General features: G+C 64.4%; 22 protein-coding genes and 1 pseudogene. 15 read left to right on the top strand and 8 right to left on the bottom strand.

Annotation, left to right across the window (positions count from 1 at the left end; genetic code table 11):
- Nucleotide 1: 1 nt before the first annotated feature.
- The gene (locus tag DWF74_RS29800; protein ID WP_102865237.1) at nucleotides 2–2,089 is read right to left on the bottom strand and encodes an EAL domain-containing protein; all 2,088 of its coding nucleotides are present in this window, start codon (nucleotides 2,087–2,089) and stop codon (nucleotides 2–4) included.
- Nucleotides 2,090–2,421: 332 nt separating this feature from the next.
- Here DWF74_RS29800 and DWF74_RS29795 point away from each other — a divergent pair, with 332 nt between their 5' ends.
- The 5 genes from DWF74_RS29795 to DWF74_RS29770 all read left to right on the top strand — a co-directional run bounded on the left by DWF74_RS29795 (nucleotide 2,422) and on the right by DWF74_RS29770 (nucleotide 8,125).
- A complete protein-coding gene (locus tag DWF74_RS29795; protein ID WP_115582353.1) occupies nucleotides 2,422–2,946 on the top strand; it encodes a sigma-70 family RNA polymerase sigma factor in 525 nt (174 codons plus the stop codon).
- 6 nt (nucleotides 2,947–2,952) lie between these two features.
- Nucleotides 2,953–3,930, top strand: a complete 978-nt coding sequence (locus tag DWF74_RS29790) for a FecR domain-containing protein (RefSeq protein WP_102864574.1) — start codon at nucleotides 2,953–2,955, stop codon at nucleotides 3,928–3,930.
- 114 nt (nucleotides 3,931–4,044) lie between these two features.
- On the top strand, nucleotides 4,045–6,525 hold the full coding sequence (locus DWF74_RS29785; protein WP_115582352.1) for a TonB-dependent siderophore receptor: 2,481 nt from the start codon (nucleotides 4,045–4,047) through the stop codon (nucleotides 6,523–6,525).
- Nucleotides 6,526–6,608: 83 nt separating this feature from the next.
- Nucleotides 6,609–7,112: a VOC family protein gene (locus tag DWF74_RS29780; protein ID WP_060841934.1), complete on the top strand. Its 504-nt coding sequence runs from the start codon at nucleotides 6,609–6,611 to the stop codon at nucleotides 7,110–7,112.
- 179 nt (nucleotides 7,113–7,291) lie between these two features.
- Complete coding sequence (locus tag DWF74_RS29770; RefSeq protein ID WP_060839045.1) at nucleotides 7,292–8,125, top strand: AraC family transcriptional regulator; 834 nt, start codon at nucleotides 7,292–7,294, stop codon at nucleotides 8,123–8,125.
- Here DWF74_RS29770 and DWF74_RS29765 read toward each other — a convergent pair.
- The 5 genes and pseudogenes from DWF74_RS29765 to DWF74_RS31140 form a co-directional block, all read right to left on the bottom strand.
- Nucleotides 8,122–8,706, bottom strand: a complete 585-nt coding sequence (locus DWF74_RS29765; RefSeq protein WP_060839044.1) for a LysE family translocator — start codon at nucleotides 8,704–8,706, stop codon at nucleotides 8,122–8,124. The genes DWF74_RS29770 and DWF74_RS29765 overlap by 4 nt on opposite strands.
- 92 nt (nucleotides 8,707–8,798) lie before the next feature.
- Nucleotides 8,799–9,128, bottom strand: coding sequence for a DUF6388 family protein (locus DWF74_RS29760; protein ID WP_060839043.1), 330 nt, complete (start codon nucleotides 9,126–9,128; stop codon nucleotides 8,799–8,801).
- Between the two features lie 61 nt (nucleotides 9,129–9,189).
- Entirely contained in the window at nucleotides 9,190–10,122 is a 933-nt protein-coding gene (locus tag DWF74_RS29755) for a chemotaxis protein CheV (protein WP_115582350.1), read from the bottom strand.
- A gap of 69 nt (nucleotides 10,123–10,191) precedes the next feature.
- Entirely contained in the window at nucleotides 10,192–11,361 is a 1,170-nt protein-coding gene (locus DWF74_RS29750; RefSeq protein WP_416760333.1) for a methyl-accepting chemotaxis protein, read from the bottom strand.
- Nucleotides 11,362–11,490: 129 nt separating this feature from the next.
- A pseudogene (locus DWF74_RS31140) lies at nucleotides 11,491–11,757 on the bottom strand (PAS domain-containing protein); the annotation flags it as partial.
- Between the two features lie 466 nt (nucleotides 11,758–12,223).
- Here DWF74_RS31140 and DWF74_RS29745 point away from each other — a divergent pair.
- From DWF74_RS29745 to dapA, 6 genes are all read left to right on the top strand, one after another.
- Nucleotides 12,224–12,697, top strand: a complete 474-nt coding sequence (locus DWF74_RS29745) for a GNAT family N-acetyltransferase (protein WP_115582349.1) — start codon at nucleotides 12,224–12,226, stop codon at nucleotides 12,695–12,697.
- Between the two features lie 184 nt (nucleotides 12,698–12,881).
- Complete coding sequence (locus DWF74_RS29740; protein ID WP_102864567.1) at nucleotides 12,882–13,427, top strand: GNAT family N-acetyltransferase; 546 nt, start codon at nucleotides 12,882–12,884, stop codon at nucleotides 13,425–13,427.
- A gap of 113 nt (nucleotides 13,428–13,540) precedes the next feature.
- Nucleotides 13,541–14,080, top strand: coding sequence for a DUF3455 domain-containing protein (locus tag DWF74_RS29735; protein ID WP_102864566.1), 540 nt, complete (start codon nucleotides 13,541–13,543; stop codon nucleotides 14,078–14,080).
- A 107-nt stretch (nucleotides 14,081–14,187) separates the two neighbouring features.
- Complete coding sequence (locus tag DWF74_RS29730) at nucleotides 14,188–14,745, top strand: sigma-70 family RNA polymerase sigma factor (protein WP_430757463.1); 558 nt, start codon at nucleotides 14,188–14,190, stop codon at nucleotides 14,743–14,745.
- Nucleotides 14,742–15,461: an anti-sigma factor gene (locus tag DWF74_RS29725; RefSeq protein ID WP_115582347.1), complete on the top strand. Its 720-nt coding sequence runs from the start codon at nucleotides 14,742–14,744 to the stop codon at nucleotides 15,459–15,461. Before DWF74_RS29730 ends, DWF74_RS29725 begins: the two co-directional genes overlap by 4 nt.
- A gap of 352 nt (nucleotides 15,462–15,813) precedes the next feature.
- The gene (gene dapA, locus DWF74_RS29720; RefSeq protein ID WP_115582346.1) at nucleotides 15,814–16,677 is read left to right on the top strand and encodes a 4-hydroxy-tetrahydrodipicolinate synthase; all 864 of its coding nucleotides are present in this window, start codon (nucleotides 15,814–15,816) and stop codon (nucleotides 16,675–16,677) included.
- A gap of 101 nt (nucleotides 16,678–16,778) precedes the next feature.
- Here the strand turns inward: dapA and DWF74_RS29715 are convergent, their stop codons facing one another.
- Nucleotides 16,779–17,435 carry a ribonuclease T2 family protein gene (locus DWF74_RS29715; protein ID WP_102864562.1) on the bottom strand — a complete coding sequence of 219 codons (657 nt, stop codon included), beginning with the start codon at nucleotides 17,433–17,435 and terminating at the stop codon, nucleotides 16,779–16,781.
- Nucleotides 17,436–17,693: 258 nt separating this feature from the next.
- Nucleotides 17,694–19,052 (bottom strand): HD domain-containing phosphohydrolase, encoded by a 1,359-nt coding sequence (locus DWF74_RS29710; protein ID WP_102864561.1) that lies wholly within the window; start codon nucleotides 19,050–19,052, stop codon nucleotides 17,694–17,696.
- 198 nt (nucleotides 19,053–19,250) lie between these two features.
- Between DWF74_RS29710 and DWF74_RS29705 the strand changes: the two genes are divergently transcribed.
- From DWF74_RS29705 to DWF74_RS29690, 4 genes are read left to right on the top strand one after another with little or no spacing between them, the layout of a single operon-like run.
- Entirely contained in the window at nucleotides 19,251–21,176 is a 1,926-nt protein-coding gene (locus DWF74_RS29705) for a putative bifunctional diguanylate cyclase/phosphodiesterase (protein WP_115582345.1), read from the top strand.
- Nucleotides 21,166–22,161 carry a cytochrome-c peroxidase gene (locus DWF74_RS29700; RefSeq protein WP_115582344.1) on the top strand — a complete coding sequence of 332 codons (996 nt, stop codon included), beginning with the start codon at nucleotides 21,166–21,168 and terminating at the stop codon, nucleotides 22,159–22,161. The genes DWF74_RS29705 and DWF74_RS29700 overlap by 11 nt, the downstream gene beginning before the upstream one ends.
- Nucleotides 22,158–23,963 (top strand): DAHL domain-containing protein, encoded by a 1,806-nt coding sequence (locus tag DWF74_RS29695; protein WP_115582343.1) that lies wholly within the window; start codon nucleotides 22,158–22,160, stop codon nucleotides 23,961–23,963. The genes DWF74_RS29700 and DWF74_RS29695 overlap by 4 nt, the downstream gene beginning before the upstream one ends.
- A complete protein-coding gene (locus tag DWF74_RS29690; RefSeq protein ID WP_115582342.1) occupies nucleotides 23,963–25,378 on the top strand; it encodes an ATP-binding protein in 1,416 nt (471 codons plus the stop codon). Before DWF74_RS29695 ends, DWF74_RS29690 begins: the two co-directional genes overlap by 1 nt.
- Nucleotides 25,379–25,420 lie beyond the last annotated feature (42 nt).

Genomic DNA, 25,420 nt, shown 5'->3' with positions numbered 1-25,420 from the left:
CTCAATCCTCGCGGGCGGCCAGGGCACTGCGCGCCCGCTGGCTGACAAAACCGGGGATCTGCTCCCCGGGCAGGGACTTGCTGTAGTACCAGCCCTGGATGATCAGCTCCGAGCTCGATTGCAGGAAGTCCAGTTGCTCCCGGGTTTCCACCCCTTCCACCACCACCTTGAGCTTGAGCGTCTCGCAAAAGCGCAGCAGACCGTTGAGCACCTGGGCACCCTTGGGCTCGCGCTGGGCCAGGACGAAGCTGCGGTCGATCTTGATCCCGTCCACCGGAAACTGGTGCAGGTAGCTCAAGGCCGAGAAGCCGGTGCCGAAGTCGTCGATATAGACCCGCGCGCCCAGGGCATGCAATTTGCCGATCCATTGCTGGGTCAGCAGCGCATCCCCCACCAGAGCGTCCTCGGTGATCTCCACCGACACCTGGCCATGGGCCCGGGCCAGAATCTCCAGCAGGCGACGGCCATGTTCCGCCGAGGCCAGGGTGGCGCTGGAGATATTGATGGTGATGGGCAACTCGAACCCGATCTTGCTCCAGGCCAGGTGCTGGCGCACCGCCTGGGACGCCACCCAGAAATCCACCTCGGGCATCAGCCCGGCCTGCCCCAGCCATTGCAGCAGCTCCCAGGGCGACTTGACCTGCCCCTGGGCATCCCGGGCACGGATCAGCGCCTCGCACCCCGTACACAGACCACTGCCCTTGGCCACCTGGGGCTGATACTCCAGGTGGAAGTCGTAGCCGCTCAACTGCTGGATCCGCGCCAATTGCAAGGACTGCTGGGCCGCCTGTTTGTAGGCCGCCACCATCGGGTCCAGCTCCAACAGCCGGCCCCGCTCCTCAAGGCTATGGAAGGTGGCGTCGAAGGCCTTCAGGTACACCTGCTCGCTGCCTTCGCCCTGGCGCTGGATGCTGCGCACATAAGGCGTGTAGATCAGCGTACCGACGCCCAGCAGCACCAGTTGCAGGAGCACCGCGCCCCAATCGCCCTGGGTACTCAGGTAGGCATTGAGCAGCACCGGTGAGGTAAAGGGCACGCTGACCAGCGCCGGGCTCACCCAGCCCTGCTGCACCACCAGCAGGGCCAGGCAGGCATTGACCATGGGCACCAGCATGAAGGGCACCAGCAGGCGCGGGTTGAGAATGATCGGCAGGCCGAACAGCAGCAGTTCGTTGACGTTGAACAGCGACAGCGCCAGGCTCGCCAGCGCCAGCAGGCGCATGGAACGGCTCTTGGAAAAACCGAGGATCGCCAGCACCAGGGCCAGGGAGCCGCCGGAACCGCCGATGAAGGCGAAACAGCCCAGCAAGCCACTGTTGAGGGCATAGCGCAGGGGCTGCCCGGCAGCGTGATCGGCGGCATTGAGGGCCACCGCCTGATCCATCACCTCCATCAACGGCTGCATGGCGTAGGTGCCGTGAATGCCGAAGAACCACAGCAGGGAGTTGGTCGTGGTCAAAAGGATCGCGTTGAAGTAGGGATAGTCCAGGCTGTCGATGTCGATCGGGCCTTGCACGTAGGCAAAGTCGTGGACCTGCAACAGCGACTGCAGCACCGCCACCAGCACCAGGGACGTCAGCACCCCCGGCAGCACCATATTGATGGTGCCCTTGAGGTTGTGCCCCACCAGCCCCTCGTCCACCAGCCGTGTCCAGCGTCGGCGATGCAGCCAGGCCATGACCGGGACATTGACCAGAGGCGAGGCAATGGCAATGAACAGCACGAAGGTCGCCGACGCCAGCGGATAGTCCCGCAGCAGATAGATGGCGATCACCACATGGGACAGACAGAGAAAGGCCACCGGCAGTTGGGGCAAGCGGTACTGGATCGCCAGCATGTAGCCGATGGACGCCGCCACCAGCAAGGGGATGATCGAACTGATGCGCTTGTGCAGCCCGGCCAGCAAGTCCACCAGGGTACTGGGAGCCCCCAGGGCCTGGGCGCATTGGGCCAGTATCAGGAATACCGCCGAAACCAGCAGACAGGGCAACAGCCAGAGCAGCCCCTCACGTATCGAACGCAAGGACTCGGCGCCCGCCAGGAGCGCCAGGCGGTGGGTGAAAAACAGCTTGAACCTCGGTTGCCGCATCAACCTCTCCCCTCTGCCACTGCATGCCCGCCCCCCCGCAGACGGCCCCCGCCACGACCGCCCGGCGTCTGGCGGCGCCGTGGGGCAAACAGGGGGTGCAGGCGAAGATACCACTGTAGAAACCCTGGTCGGCAAGCACTCGCTGGCACTGCCTTGAGTGTTTTATCGCCCCGGCGGCGCCAGACTTGACCCCGACGCCGCGCCTCAGGCCGGGCTGCCCCCCGGCACAACGGCGAATCAATATCATTTGCAGCGTATCAGGGGTTTTGCTTTAATCGCGAGCAATTCCCATTTGCAACGCCACCCGCCACCGGACCACGCCCTTGCCTTCCATGCCGCCCGCCAGCCCCGCACTGGTCCACAACCTCTATGACGCCCATCACCCCTGGCTCTATGAACTGTTGCGGCGCCGCCTGAACCACGCCTGGGATGCCGCCGATCTGGCCCACGAAATCTTCGTCCGGGTACTCAAGCGCCCGCCGCAGCTGGACGGCGAGGTGCAGCAGCGCTCCTACCTGGCCACCATCGCCCGGGGCCTGTGCATCGATCACTGGCGCCGCCGCCAGCTGGAACAGGCCTGGCTGCAGGCCCTGGCGGCGCGGCCCCAGGCGCTGCAACCGTCCCCGGAGCAACGGGCGATCATCGTCGAGACCCTCTATGAAGTGGACGCCATGCTCGGCCGCCTGCCGCAACGGGTGCGCGAGGCCTTTCTCCTGGCGCAGTTGCATGGCCGTCCCTACAAGGCCATTGCCGAAGAACTGGGGGTCTCGGAGCGCATGGTGAAGAAATACCTGGCCCAGGCCCTGGTGCATTGCGCGCTGCTGGAGGCCGAACTCGACGGCCTGCTGATCGAGTAGAGCCCCATGAGCGAACACGGCGCCCAGCGCTTGAGCCATGCCAGCCTGCAACAGGCCGCCCATTGGTACGTGCAACTCCAGGACGAAGCCGTCAGCGACGAACAACGCCGCCATTGGCAGGCCTGGCTCGAACAGCACCCGGAACACCGTCGGGCCTGGGGCTACGTCGAGCGGGTCAGCCAGTGCCTGCTGCCGCTGCAGGAGGCCGGCGCCCAGCAAGCCGCCGGCCAGGCCCTGCGCGGTGGCCGGCGGGCGCCACTGGGGCGGCGCCAGGTGCTCGGCGCCTTGCTGTTGCTCGGCCTGGGCTGGGGCACCTGGCGCGGTACGCCGCTGCCCCAGGCTCTGGGTCGCTGGCGAGCCGACTACGCCACCGGCACCGGGGAGATCCGCGAGGTCCGGCTCAGCGACGGCACCCACCTCTGGCTCAGTGCCCTGAGCGCGCTGGATGTGCGCTACAGCGCCCGGGAGCGACTGTTGCACCTGCACCAGGGCGAAATCCTCATCGACACCGCCAGGGATCCGCAGCGACCGCTGCGGGTGGACACCGAACACGGACGGCTGCAGGCCTTGGGCACGCGCTTCAGCGTGCGCCGGGAGGGCGCCCGCACCCTGCTCAACGTCTACGCCGGCGCGGTGCAAGTGCACAGCGCCAAGAGCGGCCGGCAGCAGCGGGTCGATGCCGGCCAGCAGCTGGCCTTCGACGCCGTCGCGCTGGGTCCGCTGCAAGGCGCCAGCGCCGCTCGCGAAGCCTGGAGTCGCGGGCTGCTGCTGGCCGACAACCTGCCCCTGGCGCAACTGCTCGAAGAGTTGGGGCGCTATCGCCCGGGGCATCTGGGCTGCGACCCGGCCCTGGGTCGCTTGCCGGTCATGGGCGCCTTCCCCTTGCACGATTCCGACCAGGCCCTGGCCCTGCTGGAAGCCGCCCTGCCGGTGCGGGTCCAGCGCCTGACTGCCTGGTGGGTGACCCTTGAACCTCGGGCCTGAACCCCGCGCCTGAACATCCGGCGAACATTTTTTTAAGGTTGCGGTTCCCTTTTGCCTGTCTGGTTCGGTTAACCGGGTAACAGCACTCACATTGCCGATCCACAAGGGAACTCCATGCCAACCCCCAACCGTCCCCGCTTGCGCCCATCCCTGCGTCCCCTGACCCTGTGCAGCGCCCTGCTGTGCCTGCCCGCCCCCTGGGCCCAGGCCACCGAAAACCCCGCCAGCCAGCAGGCGGACAGCCAGCGCCAGAGCTACGACATCGGCCCCGGCCCACTGGTCAGCGTGCTCAATCGCTTCGCCGAACAGAGCGCGGTCTTTGTCGCCGGGCACAACGACCTCGCCGCCGGCAAGCAGAGCCCGGGGCTGCGGGGCCGCTACAGCGTCGAACAAGCCCTGCAGCAGCTGCTCAAGGACAGCGGCCTGCAAGCCCAGGCCGTCAGCGGCGGGTATGTGCTGCAAGCGCTGCCGACCGCCAGCGGCCCGTTGCAGCTGGGCACCACCCAGGTGTCCGCCCAGGGCCTGGGCAGCGTCACCGAGGACAGCCGCAGCTACACCACCGGGGCCAGCGCCTCGGCCACCGGCCTCAACCTGTCACTGCGGGAAACCCCGCAATCGGTGACGGTGATCACCCGCCAGCAACTGGACGACCAGGGCAGCAACAGCATCGCCGATGCCCTGCGCCGGGCCCCGGGGGTCAGCGTGCAGAACTACGACAGCGAACGCTGGGAGTTTTCCAGCCGCGGCCTGCCGATCACCAACTTCCAGTACGACGGGGTCAACGTCACCTACGACGGGGTCTACGACTACGGCACCACAAGCACCGACATGGCGACCTTCGACCGGGTGGAAATCATCAAGGGCGCCACCGGCCTGATGACCGGCTCCGGCGACCCCTCGGCCACCGTCAACCTGATCCGCAAGCGGCCGACCAAGGACTTCAAGGCCTCGGTCACCGGCACCCTCGGCTCCTGGGACAACTACCGCAGCGAAGGCGATATCTCCGGACCACTGACCGAGACCGGCAACCTGCGCGGGCGCTTCGTCGGCGTCTACCAGGACCGCAGCTCGTACCTGGACCACTACCAGAACAGCAAGGACATCGCCTACGGCGTGCTGGAGGCCGACCTGACCCCCGACACCCTGCTGACGGTGGGCCTGGACCAGCAGAACACCCGTTCCCGAGGCGCCACCTGGACCGGCTTCCCGATGTACTTCAGCAACGGCTCGCGCACACACTTTTCCCGCTCGTTCAACCCGGCCACCGACTGGAGCCGTCGCGACTTCAAGAACCAGACCCTGTTCACCTCCCTGGAACAGCAACTGGCCCATGACTGGACCCTCAAGGTCAGCTACGACCACCTGCGCCGCGAGCACGACACCCTGCTGGGCTCGGCCAGCGGCGGCAACCCGGACCAGGCCAGCGGCGACGGCATGTTCATGTACATGGGCAAGTTCAAGGGCGAGCAGACCCAGGACAACCTCGACATCAACCTGCACGGCCCCTTCGCCCTGCTGGGCCGCGAACACGAGCTGATCGCCGGCTTCATGCTGATGAACGCCAAGCAGGACATCCCGGTCCACGGTTCGGTGTACCCGCCGGTGGGCGGCAGCATCTATCAGTGGCGCGGCGAATTCGCCAAGCCGGACATCCAGCAGATCGGCGACAACGACATCCTCCAGCGCCAGACCGGTGCCTACCTGGCCACCCGGCTCAAGCCCAGCGACGACCTGGCGGTGATCCTCGGCACCCGGGTCAGCGACTTCAAGGGCATCGACAACACCCGCTACTTCGAGCCCGGCCGCGCCGACGCGCGCCAGCGCTACCAGCAGACCGGAGTGGTCACGCCCTATGCCGGGCTGGTCTATGACCTCAACGACCGCTACTCGCTGTACACCAGCTACACCAGCATCTATCAGCCGCAAATGAGCAAGGACGCCGACGGCAGGATCCTCGACCCTGTGCAGGGCGACAGCTACGAAGCCGGGATCAAGGCCGAATACCTGGACGGCCGGGTCAATGCCAGCTTCGCGGTGTTTCATGTGCAGCAGGACAATGTCGCGCAACTGGTGGACGGCTGGGGCACCGACGCCGTCTACCGCCCGACCAAGGGCGCGACCACCAAGGGCTTCGAGGTCGAGGTGGCCGGCGAGCTGCTGGACGGCTGGAACCTGTCCGCCGGCTACAGCTACAACCACACCCGCGACGCCAATCACGACTACGTCTACGGCTCGGTCCTGCAAACCACCGAGCCGCAGCAGGTGGCGCGGCTGTTCAGCAGCTACCGCCTGCCCGGCGCCTGGGACCGCCTGACCCTGGGCGGCGGGGTCAACTGGCAGAGCCAATTCTTCGGCAAGGTCTACCAGCCCGACCCGAGCGACGCGGTCAACGGCGGGCATGACTCGCGCATCACCCAGGACGGCTACTTCCTGGTGGACGCCATGGCCCGCTACCAGTTCAGCCAGCACCTGAGCTCGACCCTGAACGTGAAGAACCTCTTCGACAAGCAGTACTACACCGGCATCGGCAACTTCGGCACCGGTTTCTACGGCGAGCCACGCAGCCTGCAACTGGCGACCCGCTGGGACTTCTGAGCGCGCCGATTCACGGTCGCACTGCGCGGCAGCGGGTTGACTACGCTTGAGCCAGCGTGATCAACCCGCAGAGGACCGACACCATGCCACGCATCCAGACCATCACTCCGTGCCTGTGGTTCGACCACCAGGCACACGAGGCGGCACAGTTCTACTGCTCGGTCTTCGAACAGTCACACATCACCCACATCAGCCACTACGGCAAGGCCGGCTTCGACATTCACGGACGCCCCGAGGGCTCGGTGATGAGCGTGGCGTTCGAACTCGACGGCCAGGGTTTCACCGCCCTCAACGGTGGCCCGCTGTTCTGCTTCAACGAAGCCATCTCCCTGCAAGTGCATTGCCGCAGCCAGGCCGAGCTGGATCACTACTGGAACGCCCTGGGTTTTGGCGGCCCGCCACAGGCGCAGCGCTGCGGCTGGCTCAAGGACCGCTTCGGGTTGTCCTGGCAGATCGTGCCGCAGTGCCTCACGCCGATGATCTGCGACCCCGACCCGGCCCGTTCGCAACGGGTGATGCAGGCCCTGCTGGGGATGAAAAAACTCGATATCGCGACGCTGCAACGCGCCTTCGACGGCCAGAGCTAGGCTCTGTACGAAAAGTTTTGAGACGAAGGTCAGGCAAGGCGAAAACGGTCGAGGAAGCGGAGTTTACGGGGTGTAAATGAGCATTCCGAGACCGTTTTCAACGCAGCATCACCGAGTATCAAGGCTTTTCGTACAAAGCCTTATACAATCGCGCCAGCTTTCGCAGACGGACAACCTCAATGAAGCCTGCCCTCACCGCCGACCAGGAACCGCAGTTCTGGCGCGACCCTGCCCTGCCGTTCATCGAAGCCCGCTCCATCGCCGATGGCCGCAAGGTCTGCTACAGCCGCCATGCCCACCAACAGTTCTCCATCGGCAGCATCACCGCGGGTGTCAGCACTTACCTCAGCGGCCACTCGCAGTGGCGGGTCAGCCGCGGCACCGTGGTGCTGATGAACCCGGGGGTGGTGCACGCCTGCAACCCGATCGACGATCAGCCCTGGTCCTATCGCATGCTGTATGTCGACACGCCCTGGCTGACCGCCCTGCAGCACGACCTGGGCTTTTGCGCCGAGCTGGGCTTTCGGCCGTTTCGCGAGACTCACAGCCGCGACCCGCAGCTGTTCGCCGAGCTGGAGCAGCTGTACCGGACCCTGGTGGCCGCCGAGGCCGAGCCCCTGCTCAAGCACAGCGCCGTGGTGAGCTTTTTCAGCGACCTGCAGCAGCGCCTGAACCCCGCCGAGGCGCCGCCCCGGGGCGACAACCGCAAACTGCAGGAAGCCGCCGACTACATCCGCCGGCATTGCACCCAGGCCCTGAGCCTGGACGACCTGTGCCAGGCGGCGCAGCTGTCACCGTCCTACCTGATCCGCGCTTTCAAGCAGCAGTTCGGCATGCCGCCCCACGCCTACCTGGTGAACCAGCGGGTGCAGTTCGCCCAGGCCCGCCTGCGCAGCGGCGCGCCGATCGCCGAGGTGGCGCTGGAGGCCGGCTTTGCCGATCAGGCGCATTTCCAGCGCGCCTTCAAACAGCACCTGGCGGCCACTCCCGGCCAGTACCGCGGCCAGCGCTAGAACAGCAGATAAGCCGCGCTGGCAGCCAGCAACGCCGCCATGCTGCGGTTGAACAGACGCACCCCCGGCGGATGACTCAGGTAGTGGCGCAGGCAGCTGCCGACATAGGCCCAGCAGGCAATCGACAGGTAGCAGATCACCAGGTACACCGCGGTAAACAGCCACACCTGGCGCAGCTCGCCGTCGGCGGCAAAGGCCCCCATGCCGGCCACACAGGCCAGCCAGGCCTTGGGGTTGAGCCACTGCATCAGCGCGCCATACCAGGCCGAAGGCGCCCGCGCCTGGTCCTGGGTGTCGAGCCGGCCATCGTCGCTGGCCAGTTTCCAGGCCATGAACAGCAGGAAGGCCACGCCAAACAGGCGAATGCCCTGGGTCAGGATCGGCCACTGGCGCAGCAGTTCGTGCAGCCCCAGGCCGATCAGCACCAGCAGCCCGACGAAGCCCAAGGTGGCTCCGGTCACATGGCGCATGCTGCTGCGCAAGCCAAAACGCGCGCCGCTGCTGAGGGCGACGATGTTTACCGGCCCCGGGGTGATGGAAGCGGCCAGGGCAAAGGCCGCCATGGAAAACACCAGGCTCATGTCTTGTTTCTCCAATCTGGGTCGGATTGACCGCCGCCCAGATTAGGGAGCCAGGATCGCAGCGTATTGAAGAAAACTGCCCTCGTCGGCCTCTAGCAGTGCAAGTGATTGAGCTGGCAATACTGGTCCCACTCCATGTCCACCATCTCGGCGATTTCCCGATGTGCCTCGAGGGTCATCCGCTTCAGTTCCTGGGGCGTGCGGGCAATGAACGACAGCGCCAGCTCCCAGTTGCCCATGCCGCGCAAGCGGGCTTCTTCGTCAAACAGCCGACTGGCGTGCTGGATCTGCAACTCGCTCAAGTCCCCGGGTTGCCAGGGGCGCCCCGAGGATGGCCCAAGCCCCAGCTGGGCCGCGAGTTCCGGACGTTCGGCGAGGTAACGCAGCAAGGCTTGCTGATAGTCGAGTTCAGACATTTGCATGGCGCTCACTCCCATCATGAAATCAATCCCGGGCACTGCCTCACTGCCCCGGGGGGCCGGCTCACGCCGGCGTCAGGCTGGCGATCCGGTCCACCACCCGCCCGGCCAGATCGTCGGGGCGGAACTTGGCGAGAAAATCATCGGCACCGACCTTCTTCACCATGGCCTGGTTGAAGGCCCCGGACAGCGAGGTATGGAGCACGATATAGAGTTGCCTCATGCGCGGGTCGTTGCGCACCTCGGCGGTGAGGGTGTAGCCGTCCATTTCCGGCATTTCGATATCGGAGATCATCATCAGGAACTCCTCGTCCGGGCGCTTGCCCGCGTCGAGCAGGGCCTGCAGGTACTCCAGCGCCTCGCGGCCGTCCTTCAACGACACCACTTGCACCCCGACGCTCTCCAGGCAGCGGGTCACCTGCTTGCGTGCCACCGCCGAGTCGTCCACCGTCAGCACCCGCCAATGGGCCGCAGCGACCTGGGTCTGCGCCGTGATCACCCCCTGGGAGATGTCCTCGCAGACCGGCGACACCTCGGCCAGGACCTTCTCCACGTCGATGATCTCCACCATGCGCTCGCCAACCCGGGTCACCGCCGTCAGGTAGTTGTCCAGGCCGCTGCCTTTGGGTGGCGGGTGAATTTCCTCCCAGTTCAGGTTGACGATGTGCTCCACCGCACTGACCAGGAAACCCTGGGTCTTGTTGTTGTACTCGGTAATGATCACGTAAGCGTTGTCGATATCCTCGACTCCGGGCAAACCGGTGGCCAGTGCCAGGTCAAGTATCGGAATGGATACACCGCGAACATTGGCCACGCCACACACCACCGAATGTGACATGGGCAGTACATTCAACTTGGGGCACTTGAGAACTTCTCTGACTTTAAAGACGTTGATGCCGTACAACTGTGACTCATTAAATCGAAACAACAATAGTTCCAGACGATTCTGCCCGGCCAACTGAGTACGGCTATTCACCGTTTCCATCACACTGGACATACGAGCCCCCTGCCCTGATCTAGTTGATCAATCGGCGATTAAATGAAAGTTGCTGACGGCCATTGCCGTTCAACTATTGAAACGGGTCACCAAGGCGTTCAGTTCGTGAGCGGTGGACTCCAGATCGCCGCCCACGGTGGACGAATGCACGGCAATCTCGGCGTTCTGATCCGAAACCCGGGCAATCTTGGTGATCTGCTCGGAGATTTCCTCAGCGACATGGGCCTGCTGCTCCGAGGCGGCGGCCATTTGCTGACTCATCTGGTGAATGCGTTCCACCGCCGAGTTGATGCCATTCAGGGCTTCCTGGGTGCTGATCACCTGGGCTACGCCGGAACGCGCTTCGACACTGCCCTGGCGCGCCACTTCCACCGCCTGGGTGGCCACTTCCTGCAGGGTGACGATGATGCGCTGGATGCTCTGGGTCGACTCCTGGGTCTTGGAGGCCAGGGCCCGGACCTCGTCGGCCACCACCGCGAAACCGCGGCCCTGCTCACCGGCCCGGGCGGCCTCGATCGCCGCGTTGAGGGCCAGCAGATTGGTCTGCTCGGCAATGGAGCGGATCATGTTGGCCGCCTGCTGGATCGACTGGGTTTCCGCGGCCAGGCCCTCCACGGACTGGCTGACCGCGTCCACGGTGTCCGCCAGCTTCTCGATCACCACCCGGGTTTTCTGGGCTTCCTCGGAGCCCACCTGGGTCAGGTTGTTGACCTGATCGGCGGCCGAGGCGGTGTCGTGGATATGCACCGACACCTCGGAAATCGACGAGGCCATCTGGTTCATCGCGGTGGCCGCCATGTCCGCTTCGTCGCGCTGCTTGCCCAGGGCGGTTTCCGCCTGCTTGGACAGACTCTGGCTGGTGGACGCCAGGGACGCCGCCTGGTTGGCGTAGTCGCCAAGCCGGCTGAGGGCGGTGCGGATTTTCGCCGATTCGCTGATCAGGATCATCTGCAACTGGGCCACCGGGCCGTGTTCGTCGGTGTAGGTACGGGCGATCAGCTCGCTGTCGAAACTGCCCAGGGACACCGAGCTGATGCGTTGCAACATCTGCCGCGCGCGATAGAAGGCATACCCCTGTACCGCGAAATAACCGGGAACTGCCGCCCCCAGTGCCGCCCAGGGGCCACCCAGCCAATAGGCCCCGGCCGTAGCCGCGAGGGCCAGCAGCGGCGGCAAGGCAAAGCCGCAAACCCTGGCCACCCGGTAGCTCCAGGGCAAGGCCAGGTTGTCGCTACGCATGCGTTGATACAGTGCGCCGGCGCGTTCCACCTGTTCGCGCTCGGGCTTGACCCGCACCGACTCGTAGCCGGCGATCACGCCCTTGCTGAAGATCGGCGTGACGTAGGCGTTGACCCAGTAGTGGTCACCGTTGCTGCTGCGGTTCTTGACGATGCCCATCCAGCTCTTGCCGTCCTTGAGGTAGGACCACATGTGCGCGAACACCGCTTCGGGCATGTCCGGATGGCGCACGATATTGTGCGGGCTGCCGATCAGTTCTTCGCGGCTGAAACCGCTGACCGCGACAAACTCGTCATTGCAGTAAGTGATCTTGCCGTGAACATCGGTGGCGGAAATCAGCCGCTGTTCGGCGGGAAACACCAGCTCGCGCTGGGTCACAGGAAGATTGTTTCTCATTCTGAAATGCCTCGCAGGAAAGTATTCAATTGCTATTCACTATCAAACAACAACTTCCGCATCCTGCGATGACCTGAAGACATCCTCTGCTTACCCGCAGAACTTTCCAGAGCCAAGTCAATTATTGCAAATGGCCACTATCGATCCAGTCGACTTAAGTCTAGATTCGAGCCTTAATCAGGGTGTGAAAACTTCATCAAGCAATCCCACTTGAACGAGCCGAATTAAAGACTTTTATGACTTACATCAATATTCGCCTAAACATAGGAAGCTAGCTTTCTAATTATTGAGAAGCATTATTTCCAAAATACTCAGCGCCGCTGCAAACTCCATCTTCCGCACATGGAAAACAAACTCGTCAAAGCCTTCCCGCGCGCATTGATCAGTGGCAGATTCCCTTTAACCCCCCCCATTTTTAACCACCACCCGTTGTGCCTCGGACCGATCGGGGCTGGAGTCGCCCTTGATGGACCATCTTGAACTGCGCCCGGCCGCTCGCGACGACTGGCCCTGCCTGGAAAACCTCATGCAGTTCTATCTCTATGAGCTCAGTCAGTGGCTGCCACTCAAATTCGCAGCCCAGGGGCTGTACGCCATCCAGGCCCTGGACGATTACTGGCGCCACCCGGCCACCCATCCCTGGCTGATCCTGGTGGCGGGGGAGCTGACCGGCTTTGCCGTCGTCGACCAGCAACGCTGCGACAGCGATGCGCGGTACAACCTCGGCTACCTGTTCATCGCCCGACGGCTGCGCCGCCTGGGCGTCGGCCGGCAGGTGACGCAACAACTGTTCGAGCACTACAAGGGGCCCTGGCAGGTGATGCACTTCAGCGCCAACCTGCCCGCCCGGGATTTCTGGCAGGCCATGCTGCCGGGGCAAACCCCGACACCGATCATCGCCCAGGGCTATCCCGCCAGCCTGTACCGTTGGCCAGACTGACGCAGCAGCGGCGGCAAGCGGTTCGTTGCGCAGGCTGGGCCCTGCTCGCGGCTTCAACCAGCGCGCCCTGACGACAATGGCAAAGTCCGGGGCGATCACCTACCTTCTCCGGGACCACCCGCACAGGCCTGACCACCACCTGCCACCCGGCGCTCCATCTCATCTGAAGCAAAGAGCCTCGCCCATGTTGTCGTCCACCACCCGCACCACACGCCTGCTGTTACGCCCGCCGACCCTGGCCGACCTGCCGCAGGCCTGCGCCATCCACGGCGACCCGCAGACCCACCGCTTCAACCCCAGCGGCCCCGACAGCGCCGAAGCCACCAGCGACCGGCTGCACAGCTGGATTGCCCATTGGCAGCAGTACGGCTTTGGCTACTGGGCCATCGCCCGGCTGGACGCTCCGCAACAGATCATCGGTTTTGGCGGGCTCATGCGGGCGCACTTCGGGCAGGAGGCCGGGCTGAACCTGTACTTTCGCTTCACCCCCCAAGCCTGGGGCCAGGGTTTCGCCAACGAGATGGCCCAGGCGGCCCTGCAACTGGCCTTCGGCGAACTGCTGGCGCCCCGGGTCACCGGCTTGGTGCGGCCCGACAACCTGCCGTCCAGGCGGGCCCTGGAACGCCTGGGGATGACGCTGGACGGCGAGCTGGAGGACTTTCCCGGGCAGCCACCGAGCCTGCTGTACCGGCTCAACGCCCAGGATCACCGGATGACCCGCAGCGGATGATATGCCGCTGCGCTGACTATTTTTTCTCGGCGCTGCATCCAGATACGTCGCTCAGGGGTAGTACCCATAGCAGTCCTGAAAACTGCCGAACCGATCCCCAATGGAGAGCCACCATGCACGCCAAACAACGTCTTCTCTGCCTCAGCGCAACCTTGACCATCGCCTGCCTGGGCGCCCTGCCTGTGGCCCAGGCGCAGAGCGCATTGCCCGACAGCATCAAGGTGCCGGAGGGCCACAAAGTTGCCCTGGAAACCGTGGGCACCGGTGAAATCACCTACGAGTGCCGGGACAAGGCCAATGCACCGGGCGAGACCGAATGGGTCTTCGTCGGCCCCAAGGCGGTGCTCAGCGATCGCAGCGGCAAAGTGCTGGGTGACTACTTCGGCCCACCAGCCACCTGGCAGGCCAAGGACGGTTCGAAGATCACCGGGACCCAGGTCGCCGTGGCGCCGTCCAGCGCCGGCAACCTGCCCTATCAACTGGTCAAGGCCAATCCGGCCGAAGGCAAGGGGCTGATGAGCGGCGTCAGTTACATTCAGCGAGTGGCCCTCAAGGGTGGCGTGGCCCCCAGCAGCGCGTGCACCGCCGCTAACAAGGGCACCCGTGAAACAGTGAAGTACCAGGCGGACTACATCTTCTGGGCGGCCCGCTGATTCGCCGCCCAAGATGCAAGGCCAGGCATAGGCAACTGGTCTACGCTGCTGACAGCCACTGCACCGCTTGGGTGGCGGTGGCTGTCATCTGTCGCAGGTAAATGCCCTTGTCTCTACCCGAACCCCTGTTTGACCACGCAGGCTGCATCGCCGCTTGTGCCCGAGGTGAGCGCCAGGCTCTGGAAGCCCTTTATCACGAGGAAGGGCCGCGCTTGCTCGGCGTCGCCAACCGCCTGGTACGCGACACGGCCCTGGCCGAAGACATCCTGCACGACGCCTTTATCCGAATCTGGCAAGGCGCAAGCAGTTTCGACCCGGAACGAGGCAGTGCCCGCGGCTGGATGTTCAGCATCACCCGGCATCTGGCGCTGAATTTCCTGCGCCGCCATGGCCGTGAGGTGCCTATTGAAGAACCTTATGCAGACCACCTGGACACCCTTGACGGGCTGGCCATGAACACAGAGGCGGTCACCGCTCTGGCTGATGCCGGACGTCTCCAGCATTGCCTGGGGCAACTGCCCTCACAGCGCCGCGAGTGTCTCCTGCTGGCCTATCTGGACGGCTATTCACACATGGAGATTGCCGCCAGAATGACCACCCCGCTGGGGACGGTCAAAGCCTGGATCAAGCGCAGTCTCAGTGCCTTACGGGAGTGCCTGGGATGAATATCGGTCCACGGGACGACAGCGATCCCACGCTCCAGGCCCTGGCCAGTGAATATGTCCTGGGCACCCTGGACGCCGAACAACGGCGCCTGCTCGAACAGCGCCTGCCCCATGACCCCGCCCTGCGCAGCGCCGTGCAAAGCTGGGAACAGCGCCTGCATCCCCTCACCGCTTTGGCCGATCCCGTCACGCCGTCGCCCTGGCTTTGGCGGCGTATAGAACGCAGCCTGGAGCAACTGGCTGAACCGGAGCCGGTCTCGGCCGTAAATAGCGCCAGGCGCTTCAACCCTCTGGCGCTGTGGCGCGGATTGGCCGCTGCCGGCCTGGCCGCCAGTGTCCTGTTGGCCAGCCTGCTGATGCTGCGCCCCGATGCCCCTCCCAGTTACCTGGTGGTGCTGGTAGCCCCTCAGGACAAATCACCCGGCTGGGTGGTGCAAGCCAATGACACCCGGGAGTTGCAGTTGATTCCACTGGGCAGCATCGAGGTTCCGGCGGACAAGGCCCTGGAGTTCTGGACCAAGGCCGACGACTGGAAGGGCCCGGTGTCTCTTGGGCTGGTCAAGCCCGGCCAGCCGTTGCGTGTGCCGCTTGATCACCTGCCACCCCTGCAAACCAATCAATTGTTCGAGCTGACCCTGGAAGATCGCCAAGGCTCGGCGGTGGGCAGGCCTACCGGCCCCGTGCAGTTCATCGGCCGCGCCGTCAAGACTTTGTGACCAGGGGAGAACCCGCCTTGACCCGGCGTGGCAGCGGCCAATCAACCGAGCCCTGTTCGAGGATTGACAAACCCCGCGCTGGCTTTTAAAACTGTGCGCCTGATTTCAGAGTCTGCCTCAGCCATGTCCCAAGCCCTTACCCTCGATTCTCGCGCCATTGGCCTGCTGGCCAAGGCCGGAGCCTGGGTGGCTTGCAACTCTAAATCGAAGAAACAGTCGCTCATGTGACCGGGGCGCTGTGTCCCGTCAGATGAGCTGACAGGACATCAAGCGCTACGGACACCCGCCCCCTGCTTAACGCCCTTCTACTCTTCTGACGACGACCCGACGGTCAACCATCAGGAGAACACGCATGTCATCGTTTCAAGGAATCTGGGTCCCCATCGTCACGCCCTTTCACAATGGCGCCATCGACTTTGCCGCCCTGCGGCGCCTGAGCGCCCATCTGCTGGAAAGCGGCGTGGCCGGGCTGGTAGTCTGCGGCACCACCGGTGAAGCCGCGGCCCTGGACAAGGACGAACAACTGGCGGTACTCGACGCCGTGCTCGAACAGGCCCCCGCCGGGCGAGTCATCATGGGCCTGGCAGGCAACAACCTGAAATCGCTGCTGAACCTGCAAACGGAAATCCTCAAGCGCCCGGTGGCGGCCCTGCTGGTGCCTGCGCCCTATTACATCCGCCCCTCCCAGGCGGCCCTGGAAAGCTTCTTCCACAGCGTCGCCGATGCCTCCAGCGTGCCGCTGATCGTCTACGACATTCCCTATCGCACCGGGGTCAACCTGGACAAGGACACCCTGCTCAACATTGTGCGTCATCCGCGGATTGCCGCCGTCAAGGACTGTGGCGGCAACCTGGACAAGACCCTGGCGCTGCTGGCCAGCGGCACGGTAGAGGTGCTGTGCGGCGAGGACCTGCAACTGTTCAGCGCCCTGTGCCTGGGGGCTAGCGGAGCCATTGCGGCGGCGGCGCACATTCGTCCGGAGTTGTTCGTGCAGTTGCAGCGCCAGGTCCGCGACCAGCAGCTGGATGCGGCGCGGACCACCTTCCGGCAACTGGTGCCGCTGATTCAGGCGCTGTTCGCCGAGCCCAACCCGGCCCCCGTGAAAGCCTTGCTGGCCCATCAGGGACTGATCGAGCCACACCTGCGGGCACCGATGCACGATTGCAGCGCCGCCACCGCCGTACACCTGCAGAACCTGTTGGCCGACCTGCCCTGATACGGAACATCGGAATTGACGTGCCTGTGGCTCCTACGGCAGCGGGGGCACGACAATCTCGATGCCCCGTCGGCGCCGTTCGAGGCGGTGCGCAGACGCTTTCAGCGGATCGGCGGGATACGGATCTGGCCGGCGCGGCACTGGTTTTTCACACCTTTGCCGCACGGGCCAAAGTCCAGGTCCTTGGTCAGGCAGACCCGGACTTCGGAAAGCTCGGGGCCGCTGCAGAGAATGGCGATGCCGTTTTCGGCGATCCCCGGGTTGCTCTGGCGAAACTGCTGGGCAATCTGCGTGGCTTCAAAGTAACGCACCGCGGTCGAAGGCTGCAGCGCTTGCGGTATCTGCACCGTCGCCAGGGCCTTGTCCGTCGCATCCAGGTACCCCATGCCCCCCAGGCCACTGCAGGTGCCGTGCTTGGTCCATTCGTGGTTCATCAGTTTGGCGGTGGGAAACAGGGTCAGGCCCTTGGCCCGCTCCTCCTGCGTCAGCGGGGTCAAGGGTGGGCAGGACTGGGGCCAGCCGCCCTTGGCGTATTGCGGCCACAGGCCGTGGAGGACAAACCCATAGCCCTTGCCCGAGCACTGTTCGTTCTCCGGATGCATCAGGCAAAAGGTCGGTGACCAGGACAAAGCCAGCAGGTAGTAGTCAAAAGCCCCCGCCACCGACTCGCGCTGCTGTTTGGGCTGACGTGCGTCGCTGATGCCCACCATCCCCAGGGTCAGCACCAGGGCCGCCATCAGGGCAAAAAACTTTCTCATCGTTACCTCTCCTAGGGAAATCGGATCGTCCTGGCCCCGCCATCGGGTTACTGCGGCAGGCACACAGCTTCACTTTCTTGGCATGCCGGGGTTGCAGGAACATGACATTCGCCGCGCCGTGCCCCGGCAAAGCCGGTCAGGCGCGACGAACGCCGAGCGAACGTCGGCCGAGGCGCCAGCGGGACACTGCGCCAGGGCCTGGGGCGGCGCGCGGTGCGAAAGATGACGGAACAACCGGGCACAGATCAAGAGCGGCGATCAGTGCCCGATGTCCAGAGACGGCCCTGGGGCTTCAGGCACGCTGACAAAAATGCTGTAGTGCCCCCCTTCCATGGCCTCAAAGGCGATCAGCTTCTGCACCAGCGGCTCGCTGATCACCTTGCCGGCATTGAGCAGCAGCATGCCGTTGTCGGCATTGAGGTTGCGCCGCAGGACCATCCCCGCCTGCAGATCACGGGTGCCCAGCACCCGGACCGTCGGATCATCGACGGTCACGTCATTGAGGTAGGCCGCACAGACCCGAACAAAGCCTTCCACCATGTTCGGGTCATACAGACGGCCGGCGTACTTGCGAATGAACAGCAAAGCCTCGTCGCTGTTCATGCGCCGCTCCAGAATCAACCCGCACTGCAACTCGATGAAGTCCACCACCAGCTTCAGCAGCCGGGCGCCCCAGGGAATCGCCTCGCCCCGCAGATGCTGGGGAAAGCCGCTGCCATCCCAGCGTTCCTGATGATGGAGGATCAGCCGCGCCGCATCCTGCATCGGCTCCAGCGTCATCAGCAGCGACTCGCTCTGGGAGGGATAGGCCCGATAGCGCTCCTGATCGGCGTGCCGCAACAGCTCCGCCGGAGCGGCCAGCATGGCATCGCTCCAGCTCAGCTTGCCGATGTTGTACAAGGCGGCGGCCATGGTCAGGTCACGGCTGGCGGTTTCGTCCAGGCCATAGCTTGCACAGCAGGCGCGCACCAGTTCGATGATCTTGCGGTTGGTCTGCTTGTCCGCCGGCAGGCGCAGGTTGGCCAGCAGCGAGAACACCTCGGTGCCGGTCACATAGCTGTGCTTGAGCTCTTCATAGGCCAGGTCCAGCATGTCGGCGGTCTGTTGCAGCTCGGCGGTCCGGGACGCCACGCGCTTTTCCAGTTCGGCGTTGCTCACCTTGAGCTGGCGGTTCTGCTCCAGCACCAGTTGCTGCAGGCGCTTGAGCTCGCGCTCGGCGTGCTGGTATTCCAGGGTCTGGCGCAGGATCAGCAGCAGCTCTTCGTCGTTCCAGGGTTTGCTCAGGTACTGGTGGATCTGCCCTTCGTTGACGGCCTTGACGATGGTGCTCAGGTCGGCGTAGCCGGTGAGCAGAATCCTGCGGGTGGCCGGGTATCCCTCGCGCACCCGGGCCAGCAGGGTGGCGCCGTCCATGTCGGGCATGCGCGCATCGCTCATCACCAGGTCAACGGGACGCTGGGCCAGGATTTCCAGGGCCCTGGCACCGCTGTCGGCCAGCAGCACTTCATAGGGCTGGCTGCGTAGCAGGCGCCGCAGGCTGTTGAGGATCGATTCTTCGTCATCCACCAGCAACAGGCTTGGACGCTGTCCTGGTTCGGTGGGCGGCAACGCTTCCATGGTGAGTCCCCCTGTCCTGCATCTCGTTCCCCGGACAGTGCCGCCCGGCCAGCGCCCAGCGGCGCTACAGCCCAGACAATCCTAGCTATTTTTTTGATGTTCACCCGGGAATATCCGCCAAAAAATCCTCTCACGGTGCATGTTCCAGTGACTATGCTCACAGCGTTGGACGCACGCTCAGGACGCTAGGGAAAGTCAATGAACACTGGCTGCGACGCACAGACAAATTCGCAAGACCCCTCGGATACGCCGCCATCTGCGCGAGTCAACCGACGGGTGCTGATTGTGGATGACAGCCTCTCCATTCATGAGGACTTCCACAAAATCCTCATGCCCTCGCAGAACCTGGCCCTGAGCCAGGTCGAAGACCAGTTGTTCGGCAGCGTCAGCCCCCGCCCGCTCCAGGTGTTCAGCCTGGATTCGGCGTTCCAGGGTCGCGAGGCCCTGGCCATGGTCGAGTCGGCCCTGGCCCGTGACACGCCCTATGCCATGGCCTTCATCGACATGCGCATGCCGCCGGGCTGGGACGGCCTGGAAACCATCGAGCAATTGTGGAAGGTCGACCCGGATCTGCAGATCGCGCTGTGTACCGCCTATTCGGACTATTCCTGGGAAACCATGGCCGAGCGCCTGACCTTTGGCGACCAGTTGCTGATCCTGAAAAAGCCCTTCGACAGCCTGGAAATCCGCCAGATGGCCAGTGCCCTGACCTGGAAGTGGCAGATGACCCAGGATGCGCGACACAAGCTCGACGATCTGCAGCGCACCATCGAGGAACGGGTCGCGGAGCTGCTCAAGGTCTCCCACCTGCTGCACTACGATACCCTCACCGGGTTGCCCTCCAGCGCCTTGCTCGGCGATCGCCTGGGCCAGGCCATGGCCCGGGCCCGGCGTTATGGGCAACAGCTGGCGGTGATGTTCCTCGGGCTGGACCGTTTCAAGCGGATCAACAATGCCCTGGGCTACCCGGCAGGCGACGAGTTGCTCAAGAGGATCGCCCACAGCCTGCAGCACAGCATGCGCGAGTCGGACTCGGTGTTCCGCTACGGCTCCGACGAATTCGTGGTGCTGCTCCATGATCAGGAGCCGCCGCCCCAGGTTCGTAGCGTCGCCGAAAAGCTCCTGGCGACGGTGAGCCAGCCCCACGATGTGGCCGGGCACGACCTGCGGGTCACCGCCAGCCTGGGGATCAGCCTCTACCCCGAGGATGGCCAGGATGCCCTGAGCCTGATCAAGAAGGCCGAGATGGCCATGCGCAACAGCAAGGAGCAGGCACCGGGGGGCTACGGTTTCTTTACCGAGGACATGACCCACCGCGCCCGGGAACGCCAACACCTGGAATCGGGCATCCGCCAGGCCCTGGAGCGCCAGGAGTTGAGTTTGCATTACCAGCCCAAGATCCACCTGGCCTCGGGCCAGGTGGTGGGCGCCGAGGCGCTGATTCGCTGGTTCAGCCCGCAACAGGGCTGGATCAGCCCCGCCCAGTTCATTCCAGTGGCCGAGGACAGTGGCCTGATCAACCGGATCAGTCAGTGGGTCGTGGGCGAAGCTACCCGCCAGTCCCGTGCCTGGCAGCAGGCGGGACTGGCGCCGATCCGCCTGTCGGTCAACCTCTCGGCCAACGACTTCAGGCAACCGCAGTTGCTCCAGCAGTTGCAGCACGCACTGCGGGACAGTGCCCTGGACCCGACCCTGCTGGAACTGGAAATCACCGAAGGGGTACTGATGCAGAACGTCGAAGCCACCCTCGCCACCCTGCAAGCCATCAAGGCCCTGGGGGTGCGCCTGGCGGTAGACGATTTCGGCACCGGCTATTCCAGCCTCAGCTACCTGCGCAAGTTCCCGGTGGACGTGCTGAAGATCGACCAGTCCTTCATCCATGGCCTGAGTCACGAGCCCAAGGACGCCGCCCTGGTCAGCGCGATTATCCAACTGGGGCGCAGCCTGAACCTGAGCATCATCGCCGAAGGGGTGGAAACCCAGGAGCAACTGGCGTTCCTCAAGCAACAGGGCTGCGAGGAAGGCCAGGGCTTTTACTTCAGCAAGGCCCTGCCGGCCGACAGTTTTGCCCGCCTGCTGCGGGCCCAGGCGTCCCAGCAGCAGGTAGTCGACCATGATCGCTGAACAGCAGTCCAGGCAACGCCGACGCCGCTCGCACAGCCTCATCGGCCTGCTGCTCTGGGCGATGGCCGCTGTCGCCCCGCCGGCCTTCCCGGCACCGCTGGACGAACCGCTCAAGCCCCTGCCCGCAGTACCCGCCCTCGATCCCCAGCGTGTGGAGCTGGGCCGCCGGCTGTTCAACGAGCCGCGCCTGTCCCTGGACAACAGCCTCTCTTGTGCCAGCTGTCATCGGCTGGACCAGGGTGGGGCCGACGCGCAGGTCAAGTCCCTGGGCATCAAGGGCCAGCTTTCCCAGGTCAACACCCCCAGCGTGTTCAACGCTGCGCTGAACTTTCGCCAGTTCTGGGACGGTCGCGTCGAGACCCTCCAGGCGCAGATCGACAACGTGGTGCAAAGCCCCACCGAGATGGGCAACAACTGGCCCAACCTGCTGCGCACCCTGAATGACGACGCCAGCTACCGCCAGGCCTTCGGCGCGCTGTACCCGGACGCCATCACCGCGGCCAACGTGCAGGACGCCCTGGCCAGTTATGAACGGACGCTGCTCAGTGCCGGCTCGCGCTTCGACCAGTACCTGCAAGGCAACACCGAGATCCTCAGCCGGGAGGAGAAGTACGGCTACCAGCGGTTCAAGGACTACGGCTGCATCGCCTGCCATCAAGGGGTCAATATCGGCGGCAACATGTTCCAGAAGTTCGGCGTGATGAATGACTACTTTGCCGACCGGGGCAACCCCACCGACGCCGATCTGGGGCGTTTCCTGATCACCGGCGACGAGCAGGACCGCAACGTGTTCAAGGTCCCCAGCCTGCGCAATGTGGCGGTCACCGCCCCCTACTTCCACGACGGCTCGGCCACGACCCTGGAACAGGCCGTGGAGGTGATGTTCAAGTACCAGTTGGGCCGTACCCCCAACCCCCAGGACACCCGCCTGATCGTCAAGTTTCTCCAGACCCTCACCGGACAATGGCAGGGCAAGCCGCTATGAAGTTGCGTCGCCGCTGGCCCTCCATGCTCCTGACCCTGGTGGCCCTGGGCCTGGTCCTGGCGCTGGCGTTGCTCTACTTCAAGACCATGATCGGCCAATCCCCGAACTTCGCCCTGTCCCGGGACCTGATCGGCCAGATCAAGCAATTGAACGCCCAATGGGAAACCGAAGTGCTCAAGGCGCGCATCGCCATTACCCACGACTACGATCCGCTGGTGCAGCCGGTGCAGCAGATCAACCAGCTGTGGCAGCGCTTGGATCAGCTCTCGCAACAGGGTCACAGCGCCCCGGCGGCCTGGCAGGCCAGTCACCAGGCGTTCCTCAATGCCTTCCAGGAAAAAGCCGGCCTGGTGGAACGGTTCAAATCCCACAACGCGGTGCTGCGCAACTCACTGGCATTCCTGCCCTACGCCGAGGACGACATCCAGCGCCGGCTGGCCGACCTCGATGATCAGCAGCGACTGGCGCTGCAGAATTTTGCCATCGACACCTACGACCTGCTGCTCAGCAGCCTGGAGTTCGCCCAGATCTCCAGCAGCGACAAAGCCGCGGACATCTTGGTAGGGCTGAACAAACTGACGGTCAACAAGGAACGCCTGCCCACCGCCATGCACGAACCGGTGGACATCCTCAGCAAGCACGTCGCCGTGGTCCTGCGCGAGCAGCCGGTGGTCAATGAACTGCTGGAGCGGCTCACCTCGGTCCCGGTGGCCGAACGCCTGGACGACATCACCCGCCTGCTCAACAACGACCAGCTCCAGGCCGACCTGCAGGACCAGAAGTCCCACCAGTATCTGCTGGCATTCTCGGTGCTGCTGGTGCTGTTGATCCTCTATCTGGCGATCCGCCTGATCAGCAGCTTTGCCGTCATCCGTCGGGTCAACACCGCCCTGCAGAGCGCCAACGAACACCTGGAGCAGCGGGTCGAGGAACGCACCCGGGAACTCAAGGAGGCCCAGAGCGAGTTGCTGGACGCCGCGCGCCAGGCCGGCATGGCGGAAATCGCCACCAATGTCCTGCACAACGTCGGCAACGTGCTCAACAGCGTGAACATCTCCAGCGAGATGCTCAGCCGCACCCTACGCTCCAGCAAGGCTCAGGGCCTGGGCAAGGCGATGGAACTGATCAATCAGCATCAACACGATCTGGGGCATTTTTTCAGTGAGGACGAAAAAGGCAAGCTGCTCCCCGGCTACCTCAACCAACTGGTGCAAGCCATTGCCAGCGAGCAACAGGGCATGAGCGGGGAACTGGCCCAGCTTGGGCGCAGCGTCGACCACATCAAGGAAATCGTCGCCACCCAGCAGTCCTACGCCGGGGCCTCGCGGCTGATCGAGCCGTTGCAGGTCGGCGAACTGATCGATGACGCCTTGCGCATGAACTCCGGCGCCCTGGCCCGGCATCAGGTCACGGTGGTCAAGGACTACACCCAGGTGCCACCGGTCCTGGGCGACAAGCACCGCCTGCTGCTGATCCTGATCAACCTGATCAGCAACGCCAAGTACGCCATGTCCGATCTCGACGAACACTCCCGGACCCTGACCCTGAGTGCCCATGTGATCGACAACCGGACCTTGCGCATTCAAGTCCGCGACCGCGGAGAAGGCATTGCCGCCGAGAACCTGACGCGAATCTTTGCCCACGGTTTCACCACCCGCAAGGAAGGACACGGCTTCGGCCTGCACAGTTGCGCCCTGGCCGCCATGGAAATGGACGGGCAGCTCAGCGTGCACAGTGACGGGCCGGGGCTGGGAGCGACCTTTACCCTGGACATACCGCTGATCAGCGTTGAGGGCCACTGATGGACGATCTGAGCAACCGGCGAATTCTGCTGATCGACGACACCCCGTCGATCCACGACGACTTTCGCAAAATCCTCACCCCGCCTGCGGCGGACGCCAGCAGCCTGGACGACCTGGAAGCGCAGTTGTTCGGCGCCCAGGCCAAGCCCCGGCAACAGCCCTTTGAACTGGACTCGGCCTACGGCGGCCAGGAAGGCTTGAACAAGGTCTGCCAGGCCCTGGAGCAGCAGCGCCCCTATGCCCTGGCCTTCGTCGACATGCGCATGCCCCAGGGCTGGGACGGAGCCCAGACCATCGAGCGCCTCTGGCAAGAGGACCCGCGCCTGCAGGTGGTGGTGTGCACCGCCTATTCCGACTACTCCTGGGAGGACCTGCTGGAGCGACTGCACGGCCACAACCGCCTGCTGATCCTGAAAAAGCCCTTCGACAACATCGAAGTCCAGCAGATGGCCAGCACCCTCACCAGCAAATGGGAGATGACCGCCCGTGCCCTGCTGCAGATGCACCATCTCGAAGATCTGGTGGAGCAGCGCACCGAGGACCTGAGACAGGCCGGCGCGGCCCTGCAACAGGAAATCGACGAGCGCAAGCAACTGGAAAACCAGCTGGTGCAATCGGAGAAACTGGCCTCCCTCGGGCAATTGGCGGCCGGGGTCGCCCACGAGATCAACAACCCCATCGGCTTCGTCGCCTCCAATCTCGGCAGCCTGGCGGGCTACCTGGAACAGATCAGCCAACTGCTCACGGCCTATCGCCAGAGTGAAGAGGCCATCGCCGCGCCGGAGCTGCGCAAGCGCCTGCAAAGCCTGCGCGAAAGCATCGACCTGGACTTTCTCCAGGAGGACATCCCGTTGCTGATCAAGGAGTCCAAGGACGGCATCGGCCGGGTCGAGCAGATCGTCAGGGACCTGAAGAATTTCTCCCGGGTCGACAGCGACCAGCATTGGCAAATGGCGGACCTGCAGCAGGGCATCGACTCGACCCTGAACATCGTCGCCAGCGAACTCAAGTACAAGGCCGACCTGATCAAGCACTACCAGCCGCTGCCAGAGATCGAGTGCCTGCCCTCCCAGCTCAATCAGGTGGTGATGAACCTGGTGATCAATGCCGCCCAGGCCATAGGCCCCGAGCGCGGCACCATCACCCTGAGCAACGGCGTGGCAGGCGAGCGGGTCTGGCTGGAAGTCAGCGACAGTGGCTGCGGCATCGACGAGCAGCACCTGCAGAAGATCTTCGACCCCTTTTTCACCACCAAGCCGGTGGGCCAGGGCACAGGGCTGGGCCTGTCGCTGTCCTACGGGATCGTCAAGAAACACGGCGGGCAAATCAGCGTCCGCAGCCAGTTGGGGGTGGGCAGCACCTTTCGGGTGGAACTGCCGATCCGCCAGGGCCCCCATCGTCCGGACCCGGCCTGAACCGGGTGCGCCCTCCCCGTCCCTGGCGCTGATTGCGAGCGT

This window comes from Pseudomonas protegens, from assembly GCF_003363755.1.
GTDB classification, from domain to species: domain Bacteria; phylum Pseudomonadota; class Gammaproteobacteria; order Pseudomonadales; family Pseudomonadaceae; genus Aquipseudomonas; species Aquipseudomonas danubii.
The sequence above is the reverse complement of the archived record's forward strand: the minus strand, read 5'-3'. Positions and strand labels throughout refer to the sequence as shown.

Excerpts from the sequence above, each read along its gene's own strand:
- DWF74_RS29700 (WP_115582344.1), top strand. The coding sequence starts at position 21,166 with ATGATCGCTGAACAGCAGTCCAGGCAACGCCGACGCCGCTCGCACAGC.
- dapA (WP_115582346.1), top strand. The coding sequence starts at position 15,814 with ATGTCATCGTTTCAAGGAATCTGGGTCCCCATCGTCACGCCCTTTCAC.
- DWF74_RS29790 (WP_102864574.1), top strand. The coding sequence starts at position 2,953 with ATGAGCGAACACGGCGCCCAGCGCTTGAGCCATGCCAGCCTGCAACAG.
- DWF74_RS29760 (WP_060839043.1), bottom strand. The coding sequence starts at position 9,128 with ATGCAAATGTCTGAACTCGACTATCAGCAAGCCTTGCTGCGTTACCTC.
- DWF74_RS29750 (WP_416760333.1), bottom strand. The coding sequence starts at position 11,361 with ATGCGTAGCGACAACCTGGCCTTGCCCTGGAGCTACCGGGTGGCCAGG.
- DWF74_RS29765 (WP_060839044.1), bottom strand. The coding sequence starts at position 8,706 with ATGAGCCTGGTGTTTTCCATGGCGGCCTTTGCCCTGGCCGCTTCCATC.
- DWF74_RS29725 (WP_115582347.1), top strand. The coding sequence starts at position 14,742 with ATGAATATCGGTCCACGGGACGACAGCGATCCCACGCTCCAGGCCCTG.
- DWF74_RS29795 (WP_115582353.1), top strand. The coding sequence starts at position 2,422 with ATGCCGCCCGCCAGCCCCGCACTGGTCCACAACCTCTATGACGCCCAT.
- DWF74_RS29710 (WP_102864561.1), bottom strand. The coding sequence starts at position 19,052 with ATGGAAGCGTTGCCGCCCACCGAACCAGGACAGCGTCCAAGCCTGTTG.
- DWF74_RS29770 (WP_060839045.1), top strand. The coding sequence starts at position 7,292 with ATGAAGCCTGCCCTCACCGCCGACCAGGAACCGCAGTTCTGGCGCGAC.
- DWF74_RS29800 (WP_102865237.1), bottom strand. The coding sequence starts at position 2,089 with ATGCGGCAACCGAGGTTCAAGCTGTTTTTCACCCACCGCCTGGCGCTC.
- DWF74_RS29755 (WP_115582350.1), bottom strand. The coding sequence starts at position 10,122 with ATGTCCAGTGTGATGGAAACGGTGAATAGCCGTACTCAGTTGGCCGGG.
- DWF74_RS29705 (WP_115582345.1), top strand. The coding sequence starts at position 19,251 with ATGAACACTGGCTGCGACGCACAGACAAATTCGCAAGACCCCTCGGAT.
- DWF74_RS29785 (WP_115582352.1), top strand. The coding sequence starts at position 4,045 with ATGCCAACCCCCAACCGTCCCCGCTTGCGCCCATCCCTGCGTCCCCTG.
- DWF74_RS29745 (WP_115582349.1), top strand. The coding sequence starts at position 12,224 with ATGGACCATCTTGAACTGCGCCCGGCCGCTCGCGACGACTGGCCCTGC.
- DWF74_RS29695 (WP_115582343.1), top strand. The coding sequence starts at position 22,158 with ATGAAGTTGCGTCGCCGCTGGCCCTCCATGCTCCTGACCCTGGTGGCC.
- DWF74_RS29780 (WP_060841934.1), top strand. The coding sequence starts at position 6,609 with ATGCCACGCATCCAGACCATCACTCCGTGCCTGTGGTTCGACCACCAG.
- DWF74_RS29735 (WP_102864566.1), top strand. The coding sequence starts at position 13,541 with ATGCACGCCAAACAACGTCTTCTCTGCCTCAGCGCAACCTTGACCATC.
- DWF74_RS29690 (WP_115582342.1), top strand. The coding sequence starts at position 23,963 with ATGGACGATCTGAGCAACCGGCGAATTCTGCTGATCGACGACACCCCG.
- DWF74_RS29715 (WP_102864562.1), bottom strand. The coding sequence starts at position 17,435 with ATGAGAAAGTTTTTTGCCCTGATGGCGGCCCTGGTGCTGACCCTGGGG.
- DWF74_RS29740 (WP_102864567.1), top strand. The coding sequence starts at position 12,882 with ATGTTGTCGTCCACCACCCGCACCACACGCCTGCTGTTACGCCCGCCG.